Below are 24,049 nucleotides of genomic sequence, written 5' to 3' on the forward strand. Positions count from 1 at the left end.
TTACATAAAACAGGCAGAGGGGTGGCCCTGATACGACGACGGAAGGAAGAGGAATGGCTGAGATCACGATCCGGAAAGCGCCGGGCAAATGGACTGTCCGCTCGGGCGGTGCGATCCTGGGCGAAACGAACAACGCGCTGGAACTGCTTGAAGGCGACAAGGATCCGGTGATCTATTTCCCGCGCAACGATGTTGCGATGGCGTTTCTGGATCGGACCGACAAGGTGACCCACTGCCCCGGCAAGGGCGACGCGACGCATTTTTCCATCGTCAACAAGTCATCCGTGACAGACAACGCGGTCTGGAGCTATGAGGATCCGATTCAGGCAGTGGCCGAGATCAAGGACCATCTGGCATTCTACCCGGCTGAATCGGTAAAGGTGGAGCAGATCTAACGCCAGCCCCCCCGCGCCCACCTCACGCAGCTGTGGCATGCACGTGAACGGCATTTGCGGCACACTTGCTCCGGGGTAACACCGGAGGCTTCCATGTCGATGTCACGTCGCGGTTTTGCTGGGATGATCGGGGCTGGTGCAATGGCACCCGGTGTGCTGTGGGCGCAGCAGGATCCGGTTCTGGACGCGTTGCGCAGCACGCTGAGCGGGCGTCGGACCGCGTTTGAGGCGCAGATGGCGTATCTGAAGGACCGTGGCCAGCCGGATGTCGTGGCCGGGTTGCTGACTGCGATGCGTTATGCCGACAGGCGACGGGATGAGATTGTCGAGGTGATGGAGGCCTTGACCGGGCAACGGCACGGCAATGACTGGTTCGAGTGGATGCTGTGGCAAGAACGAAACCCGCAGATTGTCCCTCATCCGTCGTTGATCCCGTTCAAGCGCGAGGTTCTTCTGGGGATCGACCCGAACTTCGATCTGTTCCTGCGGCCCGAATATCTGCAACGCGACAAGATGAAGATCCGCCTGGAAGAGATCGCCTGGGGCGGTGTGTACAAGGATGGCATTCCGTCTCTGGACAATCCCACCCTGATCTCTGCTTCGAATGCGGGGTATCTGAAGGGCGATGATCTGGTATTCGGCGTGGCCATCAACGGGGATGAACGCGCCTATCCCCTGCGGATCATGGGCTGGCACGAGATGTTCAACGAGGTGATCGGTGGCGTGCCCGTGGCGCTGGCCTATTGCACGCTTTGCGGGTCGGGCATCCTGTTTGAAACCCAGGTGGCGGGGCGGCGAAAGCCGTTCATTTTCGGGTCGTCAGGTTTCCTCTATCGTTCGAACAAGCTGATGTTTGACCGAGAGACGCATTCGCTGTGGAACCAGTATACCGGCAGGCCTGTTGTGGGGCCTTTGGCGAACAGCGGCATCACGTTGAAACAGCGCCCTGTGGTGATCACGACATGGGACAGCTGGAGGACCTCGCATCCCAAAACCCGTGTTCTGTCGCTGAACACCGGGCATCGGCGCAATTACGGATCAGGGGTGGTTTATCGCGACTATTTCGCCTCGAGCGAGCTGATGTTCCCGGCGGTTGTGGATCAGTCCCGGCATCGGCAGAAGGATTACATCTTTGCCGTGCGCCAGTTTGGTGAAGCCCGCGCCTGGCCTCTGGATGCGTTCAAGGGCAAACCGGTGATCAACGATGCAATCGGTCGGACACCTCTGGTTCTGATTGGCGATCCCAAAGAGCGCAGCGTGCGGGCCTATGAGCGAAAAACGCATGCGTTCCGGGCGACGCAAGGCGGGTTGCAGGATAGCGCGGGGAACGGTTGGACCGTCACGGAAGAGGCTTTGATCGGGCCGGATGGAACGCGTTTGCCACGAGTCGCCGGTCATGTTTCCTATTGGTTTGCGTGGGACAATTATCTGGGCGACGCAGCCAGCGTGTATGGTGAGTGAAACTCAGGAATGCTCTTCGGCAGCCGTGGCCGCAAGCGCCCTGTTATACGCCTTGAGCGCATCGACGTGATAGAGCGCGCCAACCGGTGTTTCGGATCCGTCTTTTTCCAGAATGATAACCGGAATGCAGGGGATGTCGTCACGATCAAAGTAGGGCATGGCGGCTTCCAGCGTGGCGCTGGCCTGAATGCACAGGCCCTGGTCGATCAGCCCCTGTGCCTCTTCCTTCGTGATCGACCGCGGATCCCCAAGCGGGCGCATCACGGCCCCGGCGCGAAGCATTGCCAGCAGATAAGCCTGCGGCCCCGCGGCCAGGTGGACATCACGCCGTTCCAGCTGCGTCAGGAAGAAAGACCGGTCCACAAGTCTCGAGGCCAAGGCCGTGGACATGGACACGCTGACCATCACGGCAAGGCCGATCTGCCAATCGCCGGTCAGTTCAAAAACGATCAAAGTGGTCGAGATGGGCGCACCCAGCACCGCCGCAGCCACGGCGCCCATTCCGGCAAAGGCATAAAGCGTATGCGTGCCCGACACATCCGGCAGCAACCCGGTGGCGATCAGACCGAAGGCCAGCCCGGTCAACGCCCCGACCATCAGAGACGGAGAGAACACTCCACCGCCCATGCGCCCGCCCATGGTAATCGCCACCGCAACCGTTTTGATCACCGCAAACAGGATGGCCGTGGTCAGCACCAGATCACCGGTCAGGGCGCGAATTGTCGTCTCGTACCCCACGCCGATGATATGCGGAAACCAGATCGCCATCAGCCCCAGCATCGCCCCGGACACCGCAGGGCGCAGCCAGGCCGGAATCGACAGGCGGTTCTGGATATGGCTGCCAATATCCTCGGCAAAGAAAATCGACCGCATCAGCAGCAGCGCGACAAGTCCGCAGATCAGGCCCAGGATCAGGAAGGCCGGAAGCTCGACATAGAATTGCAGCGATCCCGGCGTCTCCAGCGTGAACTCGGTAACGTCGCCATATTCCAGCCGGTTGATCACCGTTCCCGCGACCGAGGCGATGACGATCGGAGCAAATGCGTGAACGGCGAAATGGCGCAGCACGACCTCGAGCGCGAACAAGGCCCCCGCGATGGGGGCGTTGAAGCTGGCCGACACGGCCGCAGCGACGGCACATCCCAACAGGTCACGTCCCGTGATCCCATCCGCGTGTATGCGGTTGCTGACCCATGTGGAAATCACTCCGGCCATATGCACCACCGGACCCTCGCGGCCTGTTGACCCGCCCGAACTGAGCGTGATCAGCGAGGCGAAGAACGACGCGATGCCCGCCTTGACCTCGACCCGCCCGTCGGTGATGGCCGAACCTTCGATCACGTCGGCAACCGACCGGACGCGGCCGTCATTGGTGAACCGGTTCAGGATGATGCCGACGACCAGGCCACCGAAGAAGGGAATGATCAGAACCATGAACCATGGCAGTTTCTCGGCGTGGCTGTGCAGCAGCAGGATGTCATCGGTATCGTAAAGATAGGCTTGCAGCGCGCGGATGGCCTTGCGGAAGCCAAGCGCCATGAAACCGGCCGCGATCCCGATGGCCAGCGCAATGAACCAGAACTGGATCTGGCTTGGCCCCCGGCGCAGCATGACCTGCCACGCATCCTTGATCGCGGCCAGAGCCTGATTGAACTGGTTGCGCAGAACGGTGCGGGTCGATTGGGTCATTGGCCCTCGGGGATCATCACTTAATCCTTAGTAAGCCACGGAGCGCCCATATAAAAGTGAGATAGCGACAGTGTGAGCACCAATTCACGCCATCGCCGCGTCATGCCTGCAACAGAGCCCGTGCGGCGGCACGGGCTTCTTCGGTGATTGTATCGCCGGCCACCATGCGCGCGATCTCGTCCACCCGATCCGGTTCGGCCAAAGGAATGACGGTGGACAGGGTTTGTCCGTTGGTGACCTGTTTCTGCACCCGCCAGTGATGCGCCGCCCGTGCGGCGACTTGAGGGGAATGGGTGACAACCAGAACCTGCCCGCCCTGCGCCAGCGACGCCAGCCTGCGCCCGACGGCATCGGCTGTTGCCCCACCGACACCACGATCGATTTCGTCAAAGATCATCGTCCGGGCACTGTCGTCGCCAGACAGACAGACCTTGAGGGCCAGCAGGAAGCGGCTGAGCTCACCCCCCGAGGCGATCTTGTTCAGCGGCCCCGCCGGTGCACCGGGGTTGGTGGCCACGGTGAAGGCCACCGCGTCGGTGCCTTCGGGGCCGGCTTCAGCCGGGGTGATCTCGGTCTGGAACACGGCACGTTCCATCTTGAGCGGGGCCAGTTCCGCCATGACGGCCGCGTCAAGCCGCCCAGCGGCGGCCTTGCGCGCGGCGCTGAGGTCGGCTGCGGCGGCGTCATAGGCCTGTTGCGCCGCTTCTACGGCAGCTCGCCTGTCTGCCAGGTCGGCATCCCCTGCCTCCAACCGGTTCAACCGGTCACGCAGAGTGTCGGCAAACGAACCCAAATCATCCGGGGCCACGTCATGTTTGCGGGCCTGCGCACGGATGGCAAACAGGCGTTCCTCGGCCTGTTCCAATTCTGCCGGGTTGAAGTCCAGCGCTTGAAGGCAGGCATTCACGCCATCCTGCGCCTCGCCCAACTCGATCATCGCGCGCCCGAGCGCTGCTATCGGTTCTTCCAACTGGCCGCCCGCATTGTCCGAGACGCCTTCCAGCCAGCGGATGGCGTCGGACATGGCCCCTTCCGCCCCGTCCCCGGACAACAGGGCAAAGGCACGCGCAACATCGTCGCGAATCCGCTCGGCCCCTTGCATCATGCGGCGGCGGGCATCCAGTTCGGCATCCTCACCGGGTTGCGGGTCAAGCTGGTCAAGCTCGGCGACCGCGTGACGCAGGAATTCTTCCTCGCTGCGGACGGCAGCCAGAGCGGCCTCGGTCTCGGCCAGCGCCTTGCGGGTACGGGACATCGCGGCCCAGGCGGTTCGCAAGTTTGACAGCTGCTCCGAGACCTGTGCAAATTCGTCCAGCATCGCCCGATGACCACGCGGGTTCAGCAAACCGCGGTCATCATGCTGTCCGTGCAGTTCGATCAGGGTCTCGGACAGCGCCCGCAGAACTTCGCCCGAGCACCGGCGATCGTTGACCCAGGCGGTCTTGCGCCCCTCGGCAGTGTTTACCCGGCGCAGGATCAGTTCTTGCCCCCCCGGCAAACCGGCTTCGGCCAAAACCGCATGTGCGGGATGATCGGAAGAAAGCTCGAACTCGGCGACGACCTCACCCTGCGCGGCACCCTGCCGCACCAGTTCGGCCCGACCGCGCCAGCCAAGCACGAAGCCCAGTGAGTCCAATAAAATCGATTTGCCCGCACCGGTTTCGCCGGTCAAGGCGTTCAAGCCCGGCTGAAAGCTCAATTCCAGCCGGTCGATGATCAGCATATCGCGGATATCAAGGGCGCGCAGCATGTGGTCTTCAGCGTCCCGGACCAAAGGCCATCGCGATTACAACCATTCACCTTTGATGGTCTGACGATAAATCGTGCTGAGCCAGTTGTTACCGCGGCTCTTGAGATCAAGCCCGCGAGAGGTCAACAGTTTGTACGCATCGTCATACCATTCCGAGGACTGGTAGTTGTAGCCAAGAATGGCACCTGCGGTCTGCGCTTCGTCCAGCAGGCCAAGCGACAGATAGGCCTCGACCAGACGATACAGTGCTTCGGCGGTGTGGGATGTGGTCTGAAAGTCTTCGACCACAACTCGGAACCGGTTGATCGCCGCGATATAGTGATCCTGACGCAGGTAGTAGCGCCCGATCTCCATTTCCTTGCCCGCCAGATGGTCGAAGGCCAGATCGAACTTCAGAACCGCCGATGTGGCGTATTCGCTGTCCGGATAGACCTCGATCACGGTCCGCAGAGATTGCAGCGCCTGGAAGGTCAGGCCCTGGTCACGCCCGACTTCGTCGATCTGATCATAATAGCTGAGCGCCAGCAGATACTGCGCATAAGCAGCATCTTCATCCGTCGGATAGAAATCGATATAACGCTGCGCCGCCGCGCGGCTTTCTTCGTAATTCTGGTCCGAATGGAACGAAAACGCCTGCATGATCAGCGCGCGCTTGGCCCAGTCCGAATACGGATACAAACGTTCTACTTCCGAGAAATACCACGCCGCGTCGTCCGAGCGATTCTGCGACAGTTCGTATTCACCTCGGGTATAGATCTGTTCCGGCGTGAACCCTTCCAGGTTCTGTTCACGGTCCGCGCCCTTGTTGCCAAAAAGGCCGCCGGCGTTGCCGCATGCCGTCAAAACTGCTGCCAGAAGAATCGCACCCGCGAATCTGACTGCCGCTTTGCTGCCAACCATACCGCCCATCCTTGTCGTCTTGCTTAATGGGGTTTGCCCCGATTTGAGCCATGGTCTAGCACAGAAAATTCCGGTGCAAAACGCCTTATGCGACTTCTGGCGCAAATGTCGTCAGAGTTGATCTGATCAGGCCACTTCGGGGATTTCGTTGACAACAAGCCCCTGCCCCGGCAGGCGCGCGGCCTGTTCCGGTGTGCACAGCACCGGGCGCACGGCGCCTGGCGTTTCGAACAGGTTGCGCAGCAATGTGTTGGTCAGCGAATGACCCGACTTGTTTCCGGTGAAGTGACCCAAAATCGGCCCACCAGCCAGATAGAGATCACCCAGAGCATCCAGCATCTTGTGGCGCACCGCCTCGTCGACCCGGCGGAAACCGCCCGGTGTCAGAACTTCGACGCCCTGAACGACCACGGCATTTTCAAGCGTGCCGCCCAAAGCCAACCCGTTTTCGCGCATCGCCTCGACATCCGTGCGACGGCAGAACGTTCGACAATCGCTGAGTTCACGAGCGAAGGAACCGTTGCGCATGTCCAGCATTTTGCTCTGGCTGCCGATGGCACCGTCTTCGAAATCGATATGGAAGTCGATGATCAGCCCGTCAGCGGGCGCAATGCTGGCGCTGGCCCCTTCGCGGGATGCGGTGACGGTTTTCAGTACCTCATAGGCCAATACCGGGCTGGCCTGACGGCGCACGCCCCGGGCCATGATGCCACGCACGAAGTCAATCGAGGAGCCGTCCATGATCGGAACTTCGGGGCCGTCGATCTCGACAAGCGCGTTGTGCACGCCACATCCGGCCAATGCAGCCATGATATGTTCGACGGTGGAAACCGAAACACCGGCATCATTCACCAGACGCGTACAAAGCGGGGTCCGTTCAACCGCATAGTAGATCGCCGGGATCATCGCGTCGCCCAGTTGAATATCCGTCCGCTTGAACCAGATGCCATGACCAGCCGCCGCCGGTTTCAGGACCATGGTCGCCGGCTTGCCGCTGTGCAGCCCGACGCCTTTAAACGTGACCGGAGATTTGAGCGTATGTTGCAAAATGGGCCTCGGTGAGTAGTGTCCAGCCTGCTTGGGCCGTGTTGGACACTGAGTTAAGGAAGCCCGCGTCAAGGCTCAACTCACTCTTTGCAACCGATTGAAACATGTATGTAACAGATCGGCAAAACCCTGCTCACATAGTTGCAAGTTACTGTTAATAAACAATTAAGGGCCGCCAAATGGCAGCCCTTTGAGTGGATTTTGTTACCGCGATCAGTTGGCTTGACGGCGCAGGAAGGCCGGAATTTCGATACGGTCCTGATCCGGATCGGCCTCTTCCTGAAGCGGCGCGGTCGCCTCGGACTGTCGCAAAACGGGCTGCTGCCGCGGCGGTTGGGCCGGAGTATCCGAGGCATGGCCGGTCATCCGATCGATCAGACGATTGAAGCCAAAACGCGACCGCTCCTCGGGTTCCGGTTGCGAAACCGCTTCGGGTTGGCGAGGCGCTGCCGGTCGCTGTGGCGCCGACGGAACCTTCTGCACAGCGGCCTGCAAACGCTGCAATGCTTCGGGCGACGGGGTGCCAGCAGCATGTCCACGCGGTGCCACAAATGCCTCGGGCGCGGGCTCAACATGCTCGGGCTGCGGCTCGAATTCGGCCACACGCGGCTGATACGCGGGCGGCGGCAGGCCATCCTCGTCACGCTCGTCGCGCGGCTGGAATTGCGGCTGCGCCGGTTCTTCAGCGGCTTCGAACAGCGAAGGTTCGCGGTTTTCTTCCGGCTGCGGGGCAGGCTCTACTGCGTCGGCAACCACCCTGGCTTCTTCCTGAATATGCTCTTCAGCCGAAACCGTGCGGGTCAGCGGTTCGGACATCGAACGGCGCGCCACCGGGACTTCGGTCGTTTTTTCGCTGGCGTCGATGCCGGTCGCAACAACCGACACGCGCATTCCGCCTTCCATAGCGGTATCCAGCGTCGAGCCGACGATGATATTGGCCTCGGGGTCCACTTCCTCGCGGATGCGGTTGGCGGCTTCGTCCAGCTCGAACAGAGTCAGGTCGTGCGACCCGGTGATGTTGATTAGCACGCCCTTGGCGCCCTTGAGGCTGATTTCGTCCAACAGCGGGTTTGCAATAGCCTTTTCCGCCGCCTGGATGGCGCGATCTTCGCCTGTTGCCTCGCCGGTGCCCATCATTGCCTTGCCCATCTCGTCCATCACGGCGCGAACGTCGGCAAAGTCGAGATTGATCAGGCCGGGGCGCACCATCAGGTCGGTCACGCCTTTGACGCCCTGATACAGAACGTCGTCAGCCATCGAGAACGCCTCGGTAAAGGTGGTCTTTTCATTGGCCAGGCGGAACAGGTTCTGGTTGGGGATGATGATCAGCGTGTCGACAACCTGCTGCAGCGCCTCAACCCCATCTTCGGCTTGGCGCATCCGCTTGGCACCTTCGAACTGGAAGGGCTTGGTGACGACACCGACGGTCAGTACACCCAGCTCACGCGCGGCTTGCGCGATGATCGGAGCAGCCCCCGTTCCGGTACCGCCGCCCATACCGGCGGTGATGAAGCACATATGAGCGCCGGCAAGGTGGTCCACGATCTGTTCGATGCTTTCCTCGGCGGCGGCTGCGCCTACGGTCGGGCGGGCCCCTGCCCCCAGACCTTCGGTGACTTTCACGCCCAGCTGCACCCGCGCCGAGGACTGGCTTTGTTGCAGTGCCTGTGCGTCGGTGTTGGCGACCACGAAATCAACACCGTCCAACTGTTTTTCAATCATGTTGTTGACGGCGTTCCCGCCTGCGCCGCCAACGCCAAATACTGTAATCCGAGGCTTCAGTTCGTCGTGCCCGGGCATCGAAAGATTCAATGTCATGCTCTGTCCGCCTGTATTTATGTCCCGCCAAAGCGGTGTTTTTCTTACCTATCCTTGTACGATTCTAACGGCCTGATGCCAAAAGGTCACGTCAAAAATCGCGTTTTCCCACAAAATATGGAGGAAATAAGGCAGAAACCGGCGGCATTTCGCAGGCCATGCCAGATATAGCGGAAACAACGGCGACCATCACTAGACAACCGGCATGAACGCGAGGACACATTCGTTCATCGCGCTCTGATCGACTGCCATATACATTGCGGAAAACTGCTCAGGTCCTGCCGCGAGGCCTCTTTCGGGCCTTGTGGATATCTTGCGGGATAAATCGAAACGCTGCAACCGGTTTCTTCAGCTGAGCGGTGCATTTGGACAGTCCAGGCCGCGGTCCGTCATGGATCGCACTTCCTGTATTTCCCCATCGACGAATGAGGCAAGCCGCACCATCAAACGACCTTCATGCAAAAACGGCCACCAACAGACCGGAATGCCGTCCGGGTCATTGTCGTACAGAAAACACAACTGACCGTTTGGCGTCGTGATCTGCCCGTAGACACAGCCCTGCCCCTCTTCGCGCCAGACCGACATGCGGCGGTTCAGGAATTGTTCGGTTCCCACCAGGCCACCGCTGCGGATTTCGTAGAATGTCAGAGTTTTGCCGACCGCCGCGTCCAGAAACGCCTCGGGCGTGATCATGGTCTGGGCCGAGGCCCAGCCAGGCAGCAGCGCCGCGCACAGAGAACCCCCGCGCAGGACACTACCAGTTGTCACGGAACCACCGTACGGCGCGCTTGAACGGGCGCGCGGCATAGGTGTCGACCGGGATTTCAAAATCCCACCATTCATCCTGAGGATGGGCCGCAAACAGGCTGAGGCCGACAGCGGACGAGAACCCGGGCCCGGTGGCTGATTGCGGCAGGCCATGCACGCGCAAGGGGCGGCCCAAGCGAACGCGCTGACCGAGGATGCGCGTGGCCAACCCGTCCAGCCCCATGATCTGGCTGCCGCCGCCGGTCAGCACGATCTGCTGGCTTGGCATATGTTCAAACCCGGCGGCGTCCAGCCGGACGCGGACCTCTTCAAGAATTTCCTCGACACGCGGGCGCATGATGCCGATCAGTTCAGCGCGGCTGACGGTGCGGCGGTCGTGTTCCCAGTCGCCGGTATCACCACCGATATCAATCATATCCCTGTCGTCGGCCCCGGTGGCATGAACGCCACCATTGAATGTCTTGATCCGTTCCGCCACGGCGGCAGGCACACCCAGGCCCATCGAGATATCGGCGGTCACGTGATCGCCGCCCATGCGCACGCAATCGGCATAGATCATGTGCTTTTTCATGAAGATCGACACGCTTGTGGTGCCGCCGCCCATGTCGATACAGGCCGCGCCCAGTTCCTGCTCGTCTTCGACCAGCGCCGAGATGCCCGAGACATAGGCCGAGTTGGCAATACCCGCGAGTTCAAGATCGCAGCGCTTGATACAGCGCACGATGTTCTGGATCGCTGACGAATCCACGGTCAGCATATGCATGTCGACCGCAAGGCTCTGGCCCATCTGCCCGCGCGGGTCGATCAGGCCAGACCGGTTGTCGAGCGCAAAATTCACCGGTTGAGCATGCAGCACTTCGCGCCCGTCACCATAATCCGGCACGTCGCAAGCGTTCAGAACCCGGCCCACTTCAGCCTCGGTCACGATCTGACCGTCCAGATCGACTTGCGCATCCAGCCCGTAAGAGCGCGGGTTCGCGCCCGAGAAACAGGCGATCACATGGTCGACGCGGATGTCGGCCATCTTCTGTGCGGCCTGAAGCGCGGTGCGGATGGCACGTTCGGTTTCCTGCATGGCTGTGACTTCGCCGAACTGGACACCCCGCGACCGGGTGGTCGCGGCACCGATGACGCGAAAACCCGTCTGCCCCGCCATGGAACCGATGGTATTGTCCTCGCTCAGCCGACCTGTTCCGTCAAAGCGCAGCACAAGACAGGCGATTTTCGAGCTGCCCACATCCAGAATCGCAATCACACCGCGTTGCAAAGCCTGTCGCCGCATCTGACGCATGGCGCGTTGGGACTGATAAAGATCGGTCATCATGGTCGTTACTGCCCGTTACTCACTGTCACTTTTGTGTTCCACCAGTCTTCGCTGGCGGCTTTGGTCATTCGGATGGTCGGACGCTGCCCTAGGCGCATGTCGACCACGGCCACGTCACGTTCCAGAAGGTCCTGCACCTCGTTCACGGCAAGCACGCGTTCCAGCGCACGCACCGGGCGTTCGGTCGGCAGCATGATGCGCTGACCACGGTCCAGCACCAGATCCCAGCGCCGCTCTCCCACGCGCACCAAGCCGCGCACGCGATTGCCCAGGCTGCGCGAAGTCAGCAGAAGCTCCAGTGCTTCTCCGACGTGATCGTCGGCGCCCGTCCCTGCGATCAGCGGCAGATCGGCGTGATCCTTGCGAGAGGTGGCTTCCTTGACATGCGCGCCTGTCTCATCCAGCAGTTCAAGCCCCTCGCGCGTTCGCCAGACGATCACCGGCTGACGCTCGACGACATCGACCTGCAGGATGCCTCCGGGGCGGATTCTGACGGTTGCGGATTTCACCGGGTCCAGCCCGATGATCGTGTCGCGGATCTGTTCCACATCCAGATCCCAGGAACTGATCGGGAAATCCAGCGGCACGATTTCGCGGATGTCTTCGGACAGGTCGGTTCCGGCCCCGTCGATGGCCATCAGGTTGACCATGAATTCGGGGCGCTCCTGAATTGAAGTGCGCACATCGGAGATATAAGCGGCAAGTGCGTCGCGACGGTCCTGCGAGGCAAAGAAGATGCCAAGCGCGGCAGCGATGGCGCAGATCGGCAGGCCAACCTTGACACCAAGGCGAATGCCCGGCGTCAGCATCCAACGTTGCAGCCGATAGCTGAGACGGGACGGCGCAGGGTCACTGCGTCTTGCGGAGCGGGAAAACACACGCGCACCGCGCAGGCGCAAAAGCGGTTCGGCCTCGTGCGAGTCCGTGTCGGCGGAGGAGAAATCGGCATCCGGCCCCGCAAGTGGTTTGCTGCGGTGGATTTCCAGTGAACGGCTGGCGGTCAGCGGTCGCATGAGGCGTCCTCCACCATCCAGGCGCAGAGCTGGCCGAATGTCATTCCAAGATGAGCGGCCTGTTCCGGGACCAGAGAGGTTGGCGTCATGCCGGGCTGGGTATTGGTTTCCAGCAGGAACAACCCATCGGCACCCTTGCTGTCATCCCAGCGGTAATCCGTGCGGGACACACCCTTGCACCCCAGCACGTTATGCGCCCGCACGGCGTAGTCCATGCAGCGGTCGAAAATGTCCTGCGGGATGTCGGCGGGCAGGACATGCCACGAGCCGCCGGGCTTGTACTTAGCGTCGTAATCGTACCAGCCGCCGTCGGTCATGATCTCGGTCACGGTCAGGGCGCGGTCGCCCATCACGGTCACGGTCAACTCGCGGCCTGCCACGTATTTCTCGACCATCACCAGATCGGGCATCGCCTCGTCCAGCTGCGGCGGACCATTGGCATTTTCGTGGACGATGTAAATCCCAACGCTGGAGCCCTCATTGTTCGGCTTGGCCACATAGGGTGGCTCCATCACGTGAACTTCGACCACCTCGACCTTGGGCACGATCACGCTCGGTACGACGGGCAGCCCTTCGGTTTGGTAAATCTCTTTGCTGCGCTGCTTGTCCATTGCCAGCGCCGAGGCCAGAACACCGGAATGGGTGTAAGGGATACGCATCCATTCCAGCAGGCCCTGCACACACCCATCTTCGCCCCAGCGGCCATGCAGGGCGTTGAAAACCACATCCGGTTTGATGTCCACAAGGCGCGCGCAGAGGTCGGGACCTGCGTCCAGTTCGACCACTTCAAAGCCTTCTCCCACAAGGGCGGCCGCGCATTCGCGCCCAGAGCTGAGAGACACCTCGCGTTCCGCCGAGGGTCCACCCATCAATACCGCCACTTTGGGGTTTGTCCTGCTCGACATACCCAATGTGCGCCTCAATGTCCCCGGACCTTATGTGGTGGTCCGTACTGCGTTTATGCCTTTGATCCGTCGCCTGAATTTGCCTGTTATGGTCTGACGGTTGGGGCTTTATTCTGTCAGCGGATCACCGACCCGCATGATTTCCCACTCTAGCGTGATGCCGCTTGTTTCGTAAACCTTTTTTCGCACCTCTTCGCCAAGACCTTCAAGGTCGGCAGCGGTGGCCGCGCCGGTATTGATCAGGAAATTCGAGTGCTTCGGGCTCATCTGCGCACCGCCAAGCGTCGCGCCGCGCATTCCGGCGTCGTCGATCACCTTCCACGCCTTGAGGTCATGCACGTCATCCGCCTGCCCGGTCGAAGAAAACCCGGCTGGATTGCGAAAGGTCGACCCCGCACTGCGATCTTTGGTCGGCTGGGTTTCGTCGCGCTTTTTCAACTGCGCCGCCATACGGGCATGGAGATCTTGGGGATTGCCTGCAGGGGCCTCGAACACAGCCGAAATCAGCACTGCGCCTTCCGGCAGGTCGGTCCGGCGATAGCGAAAGTTCAAGTCTTCGGGTGTCAGGTCCACAAGCGCGCCTTGCCGGGTGACAATCGTGGCCTTGCGCAGAACATCCGCCGTATAGCTGCCGTAACAGCCCGCGTTCATCCGCACCGCGCCGCCGATCGAGCCCGGAATGGTGCGCAGAAAGGTCAGGTCGACACCGGCATCTGCCGCCTTGCGCGCAACATGCGCATCCAGCGCCGCAGCCCCTGCCGTAACCGTGTTGCCGTCAACCGAGATCGCGTTGAACCCGCGCCCCAGCCGGATCACCACGGCCCGCAGCCCCCCATCCCGAACGATCAGGTTCGAACCAACACCCATCGGAAAGATCGGGGTTTGTGCGGGCAGTTCCCGCAGGAAGGCTTGCAGGTCTTCGATATCGGCAGGCTGGAACAGGTAATCGGCCGGGCCGCCGACGCGAAGCCATGTGAGCTCAGAGAGAGGCCGCGCCCGAGACAGGCGACCTTTCGGAACGGGAAACGTTGTCATGCGTCTGCACGCACCGCCAGGCTGCGTCCGCCCACACCGCCCATGATTGCAGCGAACAGAAAGGGAAGAACGCCGGCGGTCAGCCAGACCAGCGGGCCGAACGCCTGTTCTTCTTCGCCGGTGCCAATACCGGCCAGCACCACGATCAACGCCAGCCCGACGGCCGAGGCCAGACCGATCAGCCACAACAAGCCGCGCAGGCCCAGCCAACGGCCCGCCGTGAAACCGGCGGCGGCACCTAGCAGGAAAGAAAGAATTGGCAGATAGGCAAATGTGGCGACGGACGCCATGGCGGACCTCCTGAAACTGGCCGGTTATTCGTCAGCCGCCTTCATGCCCTGCATTTTCATCTTTGTCCAACGGGTCAGATAAATCACGGGCCAGCGCAGCACGGACATACCCATGGCCAGCACCAGCAAGCCGATCCACGGGCCGTTCTGATAGGTGACATACCCCAGAATCGGAATGCCCACGGCGATCAGGATATAGGCGCGTGTCCAGTGGTTGTCTTTGCTTGGGATCATTGCCAGCAGATTCGCGGAAACGCCCCAAAGACCGGCAAGGACGATGGACCAGTTCATTCCATGACCTCCCCGCGCACCCATTTTCGCCAGTAATACCGGATGGGGTTGCGGAACATCGAAACGAATCCGCCGAAGGCGAAAACCGACCAGAACCAACCGTGATCATAACCCAGCCAGACGATCAGAACCGGAGCGCAGATCAGCAGGGTCACGCCCGGCGGAAACTGCATTCGCATCGGCAAGAACGCCACGATCGTGGCGCAGATCACCCAAAGGGCGGCAAGGATCATCGAATAGTCCATCTGTCCCCTCCGAGGACATGCGGCGGCTGCGGGCAACTTTTTACACTTTCAGGTTGTGCACCAAACAGAAGAGAAGTCAAACAGCTTGTTTTCGTTGCAATCTCTCAGGCAGACCATTGGCCCAGGTGCTGATCGTACCGGCCCCGAGGCAGACGACGATATCGCCCGGGCGGGCCTGCTCGCGCACAAGCCGCTCAAGATCGTTTTCGTCAAACAGCGCGCGGGCGTGGCGGTGGCCGTGACGGATCAGGCCCTGCACCAGATCGTCGCGCGATGCGCCTTCGATCGGGTCCTCTCCGGCGGCGAAGATATCGGCGATGGCCACGACGTCGGCGTCATTGAAGCAGGTGCAGAAATCGTCAAACAGGTTGGACAGGCGCGAATAGCGGTGCGGCTGGTGCACGGCGATCACGCGGCCTTCGGTCGCCTGTCGCGCGGCTTTCAGGACTGCAGTGATTTCAACGGGGTGGTGGCCATAGTCGTCGATGATGGTGACACCGTCGACCTCTCCGACCTTGGTAAAGCGGCGATTGACGCCACCGAAATTGGCCAGTGCCTCGCGAATTTCCGAGGCTTTCATTCCCAGATGGCGGGCAACAGCCACGGCGGACAAAGCGTTGGAAACGTTGTGGTCGCCGGGCATCGGCAGGGTGCAGCCTTCGATCACCTTGTCTTCGTATTGCAGGTGAATGTCGAAATGCGCGACGCCGCCCTTGTAGGTCAGGTTCTCGGCCCGCACATCGGCCTGCGCGTTGAAGCCATAGGTGCGCACGCGGCGGTCGGTGATGCGGCCGACAAGCGTCTGCACCTCGGCATGGTCGGTGCAACACACAGCCAGCCCGTAGAAGGGGATATTCGAGACGAATTCATGGAAACCCGCGCGCAGCTTGTCGAAATCGCCCCAATGCTCCATATGCTCGGGGTCGATATTGGTGACGATGGCGATGGTCGCGGGCAGGCGGTTGAACGAGCCGTCGGATTCGTCGGCCTCGACCACCATCCATTCGCCCTGTCCCATACGGGCGTTCGAGCCATAGGCATGGATGATGCCGCCATTGATCACGGTCGGGTCAAAATCCCCTGCCACCATCAGTTCGGCCATCATGGTGGTCGTGGTGGTCTTGCCGTGGGTCCCGGCAATGGCGATGTTGGATTTCAGCCGCATCAGTTCGGCCAGCATGTCAGCCCGGCGGACAACAGGCAGGCCCTGTGCCCGCGCTTCGTCCAGTTCCGGATTGCCCGGTTTGATCGCGGTCGAAACAACCACAACGGCCGCGTTTTCAAGGTTTTCGGCGCGTTGACCGACAAAGATCTCGGCCCCGAGACTTGCCAGCCGGTCGGTGATCTTCGATGCCTTGAGGTCCGAACCCTGCACCCGGTACCCCAGATTGAGCAGCACCTCGGCGATACCTGACATCCCGATCCCGCCGATCCCCACGAAGTGAATCGGCCCTACGTCCTGCGGCAGTTTGGTTGCTGGGTTCATGCGGTCTCCTTCTGCGCCAATTGCTCGACGAGGGCCGTCAGACGCTCGGTGGCGTCAGGTGCCCCGACGGACAAGGCGGCATGGGCCATTTTCTGTGCGGCTTCGGGGTTCGTGAGAACCGTGGTGATTTGCTGTGTCAGCGCAGGAACGTCAAGTGCCTTTTCCGGGATCATGATGGCCCCGCCCGCCTGTACCAACCCACGTGCGTTCGCCGTCTGATGATCTCCGGCGGCGGCGGCAAAGGGGATCAGAATCGACGGGCGCCCGATGACCGAGATATCGGCAACACTGGACGCGCCAGACCGCGAGATCACCAGTTGGGCATCCGACATGCGACGGGGGACATCATCAAAGAAGGGCTGCACGTCGGCGCGGATGCCGTGTTCGTTGTAGAAGGCTGTGACGCGCTCGCCATCCTCGTCCCGGGCCTGATGTGCCACGCGGATGTGAGTGCGGATTTCTTCGGGCAGTGCGGCGATGGCAGCGGGCACCACATCGCTGAGGATGCGTGCGCCTTGCGACCCGCCCATGACAAGGACCGACATCGGATAATCACCCGGCGGAATGTAACCGGCCGCAGCGCGGTCCAGAACGGCGGACCGGACCGGGTTGCCGGTGTGGATGCCATGTGCGCCCTCGGGCAGGTCCGTGGGCCACACACCGCAGGCCACCTGCGCGACGCGGGTGGCGAACAACTGGTTCACACGCCCCAGCACCCCGTTCTGTTCGTGGATCATGCGGGGGATTTTGAGCATGGTCGCAGCGCTCAGCGCCGGGATCGAGGGATACCCGCCGAAACCCACAACGACGTCGGGCTTGTCCCGCATCATCTGGAACACCATGGCAGCCACGCCACCGGCTATCTTGGGGCCGGCCATGGCCTTGGCCGCCAGACCGCCACGCGCGAATGTAGCCGATGATGCCTCGACGATCTCGGTCGAGTGCGGGAAACCACCGGTATAGCGGGCGCCGCGCGGGTCGGTAGACAGGCGCACGCGCCAGCCCTTGTTCAGCATCGCCTCGGCCAGCGCCTGAGCCGGGAACATGTGCCCCCCGGTCCCGCCAGCAGCAATCAACAGGTATGGAGTCCCCATTATCCTCGTCCGCGCAGAATTTCGCCAAGCTCGCCCTGTGGGCGGGTTCGGGTGAAGGCCAGCAGCATTCCGATCGCAATACCCCCTGCAATCAGGGATGAGCCGCCATAGCTGACAAAAGGCAGCGTCATGCCCTTCGCGGGCAACAGACGAACCGCAACACCCATGTTGATCATCGCCTGCACGCCGAACATGCAGGCCAGACCGGTGCCCGCCAGACGGATGAACATGTCGCGTTCCCGCATCAGGCGCAGCAACGAACGTACCACGACCAACGAATAAAGCGCGATGATGATCAGCACCAGGATCAGGCCGTATTCCTCGGCCGCGACCGCGATGATGAAATCGGTATGCGCGTCCGGCAGCGACCACTTGACCTGCCCCTCACCCACGCCGACGCCGAACAGCCCCCCTTCGCGGATGGCGTTGGTGGCATAGCCCAACTGGGTGGTCGGATCGACCTCTTGATTCAGAAAGCCATCGATACGGCGGGCAAAGTGTTCAGAATTGGAATAGGCGAACATACCGCCCAGAACAACAAACCCGGCCATTCCAACCAGCAGCAGCATCGGCGCCCCGGCGACAAAATACATCACCCCCCAGCCGAACAGGATCAGGCAGGCCTGACCGAAATCAGGTTGCATCACCAGCATACCGACAATCGCCATGCACAGGGCAAACGACCAGATCCGCCCCGGCGGGCCGTTGATCTCTTGTGAGGCCGCCAGCAGCCATGCAGCAACGACGATGAAGCCGGGCTTCAGAAACTCGGACGGTTGCAGTGAGGCGAACCCCAACGAATACCAGCGCACCGCGCCCTTGCCAAAGTCGGTCCCGAACACGGGCAGGAAAACCAGTGCCACGAAGGCCCCCAGGAAACCCAGCACCGCCAAACGACGCACCAGCGTCGGCGACATCATCGAGGTCAGAAGCATCGCAATCAGCGCCAATCCGCCGAAGATGGCCTGACGTTCGACATAGTGGAACGGATCGAACCCGTTTCGCCCGGCCAGCGGCGGCGAAGACGCCAGCCCCAGCAACAGACCGATGGCAAACAGGATCAGAACGCAGGACATCGTCCAGCGATCGATTGTGCGCCACCATTTCGGTAGAATCGGTTCTCCGCGCTGGTCCTGGACCGCGCCATACACCATCTCAGTCATGAGATACCGCCACTCTCTGCCTCGTCAACGCCCCGTTTTCGGGGTCTGGTTGAGACTCTACAGGGATTTTTGTGTTTGGGCTAGTAGGATGAAGCCACAAGGCATAAATCGACCTTCCAGGCCCAAAGCACCCCCGGCTGCACGTGGCGGCCCGTGGATGTTGCAGCTTTGGGCACTCCGCTTAGCGGAGCGGCGCGCGTTGATCCAAAAAGGCGGGTTGCTATGCATTATTCCTTGATCGGATATCGGTCGGGTTCCTCAAACACGTCAATGACGCGAGACCCCGCCTTGATGGTCCCTCCGTGCGCGACTCCGCTTGGGATCGAGTAGCTGTCGCCGGGGCGGTAGATGCGGGTCTGGCCACCGATCGTGAGTTCAATTTCACCCTCAACCACCGTCCCCCATTGGGCACCATGCGAATGCAGGGGAAGCTCCATGTCTTTGAGAAAAGTGAAGAAAGCGACCAGCCCTGCATCTGATCGAATGACGGCCGTCTGCACCACATCTTCAGGAAAAGGCACATCCAGTTTTGGAAATGACGAAATAAATTCGGGGAATTGCATTCAGAGTTCCTTTTGCCAGTTTGTCTTGTCAAAACATCTTTGCGGTATGGCCACAGCATGTCAGTGCGCTGGAACTCTGGCAATCGCCCTGTCAGCCGACCTGAGATTTGCGAGAACGCGGCGAGCGCGCGCCGCGCGACTTCGGCATGGGCTCTTGCCATCTTGTTTAATCCACGCCATCCCCCGCGCATGACCTACGACACGATCATCCTTGGGGCCGGGGCTGCCGGCATGATGTGTGCGGCCCATTGCAGTGGGCGCGTGCTGGTGATTGACCACGCCAAGGCACCCGGCGAAAAAATCCGCATCTCGGGCGGGGGGCGCTGCAATTTCACCAACATCCATGCCGGGCCGGGCAACTTCCTGTCGCGAAACCCGCATTTCTGCAAATCCGCCCTTGCACGGTACACGCAATGGGATTTCATCGATCTGGTCGGACGTCACAACATCGCCTGGCATGAAAAAACCCTGGGCCAGTTGTTCTGCGATGGCTCTTCGAAACAGATCATCCGGATGTTGCTGGATGAAATGAGCGGTGCAGGAGCAGAGCTGTGGATACAAACCTCGTTGCGCGATCTGCGCAAGACCGAAAGCGGCTTTGCACTGGAGGTGGAGTGTGACGGGCAAAGGCAGCATCTGACCTGCACCAATCTGGTGCTGGCAACGGGCGGGAAATCGATTCCCAAGATGGGCGCAACCGGGCTGGCCTATGACATCGCGCGCCAATTTGGGTTGCGGATGACCGAGACGCGGGCGGCGCTGGTGCCGTTCACCTTTTCGGATGGGCGGTTCAGGGACCTGTCCGGCGTTTCACTGCCCGTGCGACTGTCGAATGATCGCGCCAGCTTCGACGAGGCGCTGCTGTTCACCCATCGCGGTCTCAGCGGGCCGTCGGTGTTGCAGCTGTCGTCATACTGGCGCGAAGGTGAGGCAATCCGGGTGAACCTGATCCCCGACCTTCCGCTGCTGGATCTGTTGCGCGCACAGCGGCAAAGCGCGGGTCGCAAGGCGCTGACCACTGAACTGGCGCGGCATCTGCCGGCCCGGCTGGTCGATTATCTGTGCCGGGTCATTCCGATGTCCGGGAAGCTGGCGGATCAGTCGGACGCGAAACTGACCGAGCTGACCTCGGCCCTGTCTGCGTGGCAACTGGTGCCGTCGGGGACCGAGGGGTATCGTACCGCCGAAGTCACCTTGGGCGGGATCGACACGGATGACCTGTCCTCGAAAACGATGGAGGCCAAGGATGTCCCCGGCCTCTATGCAATCGGCGAAGCGGTGGATGTCACCGGCTGGTTGGGCGGCTACAACTTCCAGTGGGCATGGTCGTCAGGCCATGCCGCAGGTGTTGCAATTGCCGCCGGGCGTCAACCTACGACGTTGTAGCCGCGTCCGCGCATGCAGTTGCGCACGATCACTTCTTTGTTCTGGTTTTTGTTGATGACGTCTGCGCCAGCGCCTACCAGGGCACCTGCCACAGCCGCACGACCAAGATTGTCGCTGCTGTCCTGAACGATCCCGGTAACGGCCGCGGCACCAACTGCGCCAATTGCTGCGTTCCCCGCGGTAGAGCCATCAACGCTGCTCTGCGATGCCGCCAGTTGTTGGCATTGCTGCAAGTCCACGTTGTAGTTCGGACCGACCGGGCCGTCCACGATGGGCTGATAGTTGGCACCCGTGTTCGTACAGGCCCCCGCAACAAGAATGGCCGGCAGGATCAGAGAAAGTCTACGAAATGGCATAGTCATAACCTCGTGTTGAATCTGGAGGCAGGCAAAACCAATAGTGATGCCGCGTCAAGCTGATAGCATCCAAGCTTGGCCCAGCCGGCGGTCTATTGCAAATGGCTATTCTGCCAGCCTGCGCCTGACTTGCGTTGCAAAGTCATCGCCGCGCTGTTCGAAATTGTCATATTGGTCGAAACTGGCAGCAGCCGGGGCCAGCAGCACAGTGTCGCCTGCCTCGGCATCTTCCATGGCCTGCGCCACGGCCTCTGACATCGTCGTACAGACCTGCGTATCAGCCTCGAGCTGCATCGCAAAACCGGCCGCTTCGCGTCCGATCACATACGCCTTGATGACCTCGCCCGTCGCCGTGTTCAGGGCTGATATGCCACCCTCTTTCTCAAGACCGCCGCAAATCCATCGGATCTTTTTGAACGCCATAAGCGCTTTCAGGGCGCTGTCGACATTGGTCGCCTTGGAGTCGTTGACATAGGTAACCCCATCGGCCTCGGCGATGATCTGGCTGCGATGCGGCAGGCCCGGATAGGAATGCAGCGCATCCTCGATCACGCGCGGGGCAAGGCCCAGAGATCGGCAGGCGGCGTAGGCCGCGCAGGCATTCTGGTGGTTATGCGCACCGGGCAGGCCCTTGATCGCGCGCAGGTCGATAGACCCCGCCTGCCGCCCCTTGCGGTATTCCGACAGGAACCCCTTGCGCGCGAACACCTGCCAGCCCGGCCCGGTCAGCTTCCGCGCCACCGAGATACGGATCACCCGGTCATCCGATGGCCCTTCGGACATTTGCCCGGCCAAAAACGCACCTTCGGTTTCGTCGACACCAATGATCGCGCGATCCGGGCCGCCTTCGGCAAAGAGGCGCCGCTTGGCCGCGAAATATCCCCCCATGCCGCCGTGGCGGTCCAGATGATCGGGCGACAGATTGGTGAACACCGCCACATCGGGGGTCAGAGCGCGGGCCAGCTCGGTCTGATAGCTGGAAAGCTCCAGCACCACGACCGAACCATCACCGCCCGGATCGATATCCAGAACACCGCGCCCGATATTGCCCGCCAACTGCGCCTCGCGACCGGCCTCGGTCAGAATGTGGTGGATCAGAGCGGCGGTGGTCGATTTCCCGTTCGATCCCGTGACCGCGATCACGCGCGGCGGGGTGTCGTAGTTGTTCCATTCCGGTCCGGCAAAGGAGCGGAAGAACAGGCCGATGTCATTGTCCACCGGCACGCCTGCATCCAGGGCTGCCGCCACCACAGGGTTCGGTTCAGGATAGAGATGCGGAATGCCCGGTGAAACGATCAGCGAGGCGATGTCGTAAAATGCCCCATGCTTGCGCAGGTCGGCGCAGGTGAAACCCTCGCCTTTGGCGGTTTCACGGGCTGCCGGATTGTCATCCCAGCACACCGGTTCCGCCCCGCCCGTACGCAGCGCACGCGCAGTGGCCAGACCCGATCGGCCCAGCCCCAGAACGGCGACTTTCTGTCCTGAAAAGCCTTTGACCGGGATCATTCACTTCGGTCCTTTTTTGCCAAACACCCTGTCACCATCAACCAAATCATCAATGGGAACAGGAACAAACTTCCCCAGGCAATCAAGAAAGCCGCCTCTTTTGCGTTGAACAATTGTGAAAGGACGATGGGTAACACAACCAGTGAAAATCCGACAAAAAAAGCCAATATCCGTACTTGAGCCTTCCAGCCTAATTCCTCAACCTTTTCGTAACCTTCATCTTCTTTTATCTGCTGTAAGCCACGAAGTGAAACCAGAACGGCATGGGTCAACAGGCAGTAGAGTATTACCGCCAAAAAAAGCAGAGCAATAAAATAGGCTATCCACCATCGGGGGTTGTTAGCATCTGTAAAAACACTGGCTGAAAACCAAAGCCCCCATGCTAGCGCTAGGGCGCTGACCAATGCTTGGAATGCACTAGAAACCCACTCTAAATGTGGCCTTAGTCCTTCAAGAAACTTTGACACTTACCTTACCTTCAACGTCGCCAGACCGATCATCGCCAGGATCAGCGAGATGATCCAGAAGCGGATCACGATGGTCGGCTCGGCCCAGCCTTTTTTCTCATAGTGGTGATGGATCGGGGCCATCAGGAAGACCCGTTTGCCGGTGCGCTTGAAGTAGAGGACCTGAATGATCACGCTCAGCGCCTCGACCACGAACAGGCCGCCGACCACGGCCAGAACCAGCTCGTGCTTGGTGGCCACGGCGATGGCACCCAGCGCGCCGCCCAGGGCCAGCGATCCGGTGTCACCCATGAACACTGCCGCCGGAGGGGCGTTGTACCAGAGAAACCCGAGGCCGGCTCCGAACAACGCGGAGGTGAATATGAAGATCTCACCAGTGCCTGGCACGTAATGCACATCGAGATATTCGGTAAAGTCGACCCGACCCACCGCATAGGCGATCACGCCCAGGGTCGAGGCTGCGATCATCGCTGGCATGATGGCCAGCCCGTCCAGACCGTCGGTCAGGTTCACCGCATTGGCGGCCCCCACGATCACGACAATCGCAAAGGGGATATAGAAGATGCCCAGATTGACCAGCGTGTCCTTGAAGACGGGTACAGCCAGTTGGTTCTGCAAGGCTTCGGGATGGTGCAACGTCGCCCAAAGCGATGCCAGCACGGCGATGATCACGCCCAACGCCAGGCGCATCCGGCCCGAGACCCCTTGCGTATTCTGTTTTGAAACCTTGGCATAGTCGTCCGCAAATCCGATGGCCGCATAAGACAAGGTCACAAAAAGAACCATCCAGACATACGGGTTGTCCAGCCGCGCCCAGACAAGGGTTGACGTGACCAAAGCTCCGACAATCAGCAACCCGCCCATCGTCGGCGTGCCTGCCTTGGAAAAATGCCCTTCGGGGCCGTCGTCACGGATCGGCTGGCCTTTGCCCTGTTTCTTGCGCAGCACGTTGATCAGGGGTTTTCCGAAGATGAATCCAAAGATCAGCGCGGTCATGAAGGCGCCGCCTGCGCGGAAGGTGATATACCGGAAGAGGTTCCAGAAATCCCCTCCGTCCGACAGAGCGGTCAACCAGTACAGCATGACAATACCTTTCT

The 24,049-nt window shown here is 61.0% G+C and carries 24 protein-coding genes; 3 read left to right on the plus strand and 21 right to left on the minus strand.

Going from position 1 to position 24,049, the window contains the following annotated elements:
• Positions 1 to 53 precede the first annotated feature (53 nt).
• Complete coding sequence (locus GS620_RS11635) at positions 54 to 395, plus strand: DUF427 domain-containing protein (protein WP_171205428.1); 342 nt, start codon at positions 54 to 56, stop codon at positions 393 to 395.
• Between the two features lie 93 nt (positions 396 to 488).
• On the plus strand, positions 489 to 1,856 hold the full coding sequence (locus tag GS620_RS11640; RefSeq protein WP_171615970.1) for a DUF3179 domain-containing protein: 1,368 nt from the start codon (positions 489 to 491) through the stop codon (positions 1,854 to 1,856).
• A 3-nt stretch (positions 1,857 to 1,859) separates the two neighbouring features.
• On the opposite strand, the gene GS620_RS11645 is transcribed toward GS620_RS11640, so the two are convergent.
• The 17 genes from GS620_RS11645 to GS620_RS11725 all read right to left on the minus strand — a co-directional run bounded on the left by GS620_RS11645 (position 1,860) and on the right by GS620_RS11725 (position 19,237).
• Positions 1,860 to 3,545: a chloride channel protein gene (locus GS620_RS11645; protein ID WP_171615972.1), complete on the minus strand. Its 1,686-nt coding sequence runs from the start codon at positions 3,543 to 3,545 to the stop codon at positions 1,860 to 1,862.
• A gap of 100 nt (positions 3,546 to 3,645) precedes the next feature.
• Positions 3,646 to 5,295 carry a DNA repair protein RecN gene (recN, locus tag GS620_RS11650; protein WP_171615974.1) on the minus strand — a complete coding sequence of 550 codons (1,650 nt, stop codon included), beginning with the start codon at positions 5,293 to 5,295 and terminating at the stop codon, positions 3,646 to 3,648.
• A gap of 36 nt (positions 5,296 to 5,331) precedes the next feature.
• Positions 5,332 to 6,195, minus strand: coding sequence for an outer membrane protein assembly factor BamD (locus GS620_RS11655; protein ID WP_171114936.1), 864 nt, complete (start codon positions 6,193 to 6,195; stop codon positions 5,332 to 5,334).
• A gap of 126 nt (positions 6,196 to 6,321) precedes the next feature.
• A complete protein-coding gene (lpxC, locus tag GS620_RS11660; protein WP_171615976.1) occupies positions 6,322 to 7,242 on the minus strand; it encodes a UDP-3-O-acyl-N-acetylglucosamine deacetylase in 921 nt (306 codons plus the stop codon).
• A gap of 213 nt (positions 7,243 to 7,455) precedes the next feature.
• On the minus strand, positions 7,456 to 9,060 hold the full coding sequence (gene ftsZ / locus GS620_RS11665) for a cell division protein FtsZ (protein ID WP_171615978.1): 1,605 nt from the start codon (positions 9,058 to 9,060) through the stop codon (positions 7,456 to 7,458).
• Positions 9,061 to 9,408: 348 nt separating this feature from the next.
• Positions 9,409 to 9,828: a hypothetical protein gene (locus tag GS620_RS11670; protein WP_171615980.1), complete on the minus strand. Its 420-nt coding sequence runs from the start codon at positions 9,826 to 9,828 to the stop codon at positions 9,409 to 9,411.
• Positions 9,815 to 11,149: a cell division protein FtsA gene (gene ftsA / locus GS620_RS11675; RefSeq protein ID WP_170344711.1), complete on the minus strand. Its 1,335-nt coding sequence runs from the start codon at positions 11,147 to 11,149 to the stop codon at positions 9,815 to 9,817. The genes GS620_RS11670 and ftsA overlap by 14 nt, the downstream gene beginning before the upstream one ends.
• Positions 11,150 to 11,157: 8 nt before the next feature.
• The gene (locus GS620_RS11680) at positions 11,158 to 12,165 is read right to left on the minus strand and encodes a cell division protein FtsQ/DivIB (protein ID WP_171615982.1); all 1,008 of its coding nucleotides are present in this window, start codon (positions 12,163 to 12,165) and stop codon (positions 11,158 to 11,160) included.
• Positions 12,153 to 13,070 (minus strand): D-alanine--D-alanine ligase, encoded by a 918-nt coding sequence (locus tag GS620_RS11685; RefSeq protein ID WP_171167228.1) that lies wholly within the window; start codon positions 13,068 to 13,070, stop codon positions 12,153 to 12,155. Before GS620_RS11685 ends, GS620_RS11680 begins: the two co-directional genes overlap by 13 nt.
• A 108-nt stretch (positions 13,071 to 13,178) precedes the next feature.
• Positions 13,179 to 14,105: a UDP-N-acetylmuramate dehydrogenase gene (gene murB / locus GS620_RS11690; protein ID WP_171615984.1), complete on the minus strand. Its 927-nt coding sequence runs from the start codon at positions 14,103 to 14,105 to the stop codon at positions 13,179 to 13,181.
• Positions 14,102 to 14,395 carry a hypothetical protein gene (locus tag GS620_RS11695; protein ID WP_152458656.1) on the minus strand — a complete coding sequence of 98 codons (294 nt, stop codon included), beginning with the start codon at positions 14,393 to 14,395 and terminating at the stop codon, positions 14,102 to 14,104. The genes murB and GS620_RS11695 overlap by 4 nt, the downstream gene beginning before the upstream one ends.
• 24 nt (positions 14,396 to 14,419) lie before the next feature.
• On the minus strand, positions 14,420 to 14,686 hold the full coding sequence (locus GS620_RS11700; RefSeq protein WP_152458657.1) for a DUF2484 family protein: 267 nt from the start codon (positions 14,684 to 14,686) through the stop codon (positions 14,420 to 14,422).
• The gene (locus GS620_RS11705) at positions 14,683 to 14,931 is read right to left on the minus strand and encodes a DUF2484 family protein (RefSeq protein ID WP_152458658.1); all 249 of its coding nucleotides are present in this window, start codon (positions 14,929 to 14,931) and stop codon (positions 14,683 to 14,685) included. The genes GS620_RS11700 and GS620_RS11705 overlap by 4 nt, the downstream gene beginning before the upstream one ends.
• A gap of 76 nt (positions 14,932 to 15,007) precedes the next feature.
• Positions 15,008 to 16,417, minus strand: coding sequence for a UDP-N-acetylmuramate--L-alanine ligase (gene murC, locus GS620_RS11710; protein WP_171615986.1), 1,410 nt, complete (start codon positions 16,415 to 16,417; stop codon positions 15,008 to 15,010).
• A complete protein-coding gene (locus GS620_RS11715; RefSeq protein WP_171615988.1) occupies positions 16,414 to 17,511 on the minus strand; it encodes a UDP-N-acetylglucosamine--N-acetylmuramyl-(pentapeptide) pyrophosphoryl-undecaprenol N-acetylglucosamine transferase in 1,098 nt (365 codons plus the stop codon). The genes murC and GS620_RS11715 overlap by 4 nt, the downstream gene beginning before the upstream one ends.
• Positions 17,511 to 18,674 (minus strand): putative lipid II flippase FtsW, encoded by a 1,164-nt coding sequence (ftsW, locus tag GS620_RS11720; protein WP_152458661.1) that lies wholly within the window; start codon positions 18,672 to 18,674, stop codon positions 17,511 to 17,513. The genes GS620_RS11715 and ftsW overlap by 1 nt, the downstream gene beginning before the upstream one ends.
• 227 nt (positions 18,675 to 18,901) lie before the next feature.
• Positions 18,902 to 19,237 carry a cupin domain-containing protein gene (locus tag GS620_RS11725; protein WP_152458662.1) on the minus strand — a complete coding sequence of 112 codons (336 nt, stop codon included), beginning with the start codon at positions 19,235 to 19,237 and terminating at the stop codon, positions 18,902 to 18,904.
• Between the two features lie 189 nt (positions 19,238 to 19,426).
• Between GS620_RS11725 and GS620_RS11730 the strand changes: the two genes are divergently transcribed.
• Complete coding sequence (locus GS620_RS11730; RefSeq protein ID WP_171616154.1) at positions 19,427 to 20,623, plus strand: NAD(P)/FAD-dependent oxidoreductase; 1,197 nt, start codon at positions 19,427 to 19,429, stop codon at positions 20,621 to 20,623.
• Here GS620_RS11730 and GS620_RS11735 read toward each other — a convergent pair.
• From GS620_RS11735 to mraY, 4 genes are all read right to left on the minus strand, one after another.
• Positions 20,605 to 20,979 carry a glycine zipper family protein gene (locus GS620_RS11735; protein ID WP_224853408.1) on the minus strand — a complete coding sequence of 125 codons (375 nt, stop codon included), beginning with the start codon at positions 20,977 to 20,979 and terminating at the stop codon, positions 20,605 to 20,607. The two genes, GS620_RS11730 and GS620_RS11735, sit on opposite strands and share 19 nt — an antisense overlap.
• Before the next feature lie 105 nt (positions 20,980 to 21,084).
• Positions 21,085 to 22,485, minus strand: coding sequence for a UDP-N-acetylmuramoyl-L-alanine--D-glutamate ligase (gene murD, locus GS620_RS11740; RefSeq protein WP_171615990.1), 1,401 nt, complete (start codon positions 22,483 to 22,485; stop codon positions 21,085 to 21,087).
• The gene (locus tag GS620_RS11745) at positions 22,482 to 22,952 is read right to left on the minus strand and encodes a hypothetical protein (protein WP_171205415.1); all 471 of its coding nucleotides are present in this window, start codon (positions 22,950 to 22,952) and stop codon (positions 22,482 to 22,484) included. The genes murD and GS620_RS11745 overlap by 4 nt, the downstream gene beginning before the upstream one ends.
• The gene (gene mraY / locus GS620_RS11750; protein ID WP_152458667.1) at positions 22,953 to 24,035 is read right to left on the minus strand and encodes a phospho-N-acetylmuramoyl-pentapeptide-transferase; all 1,083 of its coding nucleotides are present in this window, start codon (positions 24,033 to 24,035) and stop codon (positions 22,953 to 22,955) included.
• Positions 24,036 to 24,049 lie beyond the last annotated feature (14 nt).

Origin of the sequence: Ruegeria sp. HKCCD6428 (assembly GCF_013110595.1) — a bacterium.
GTDB lineage: Bacteria > Pseudomonadota > Alphaproteobacteria > Rhodobacterales > Rhodobacteraceae > Ruegeria.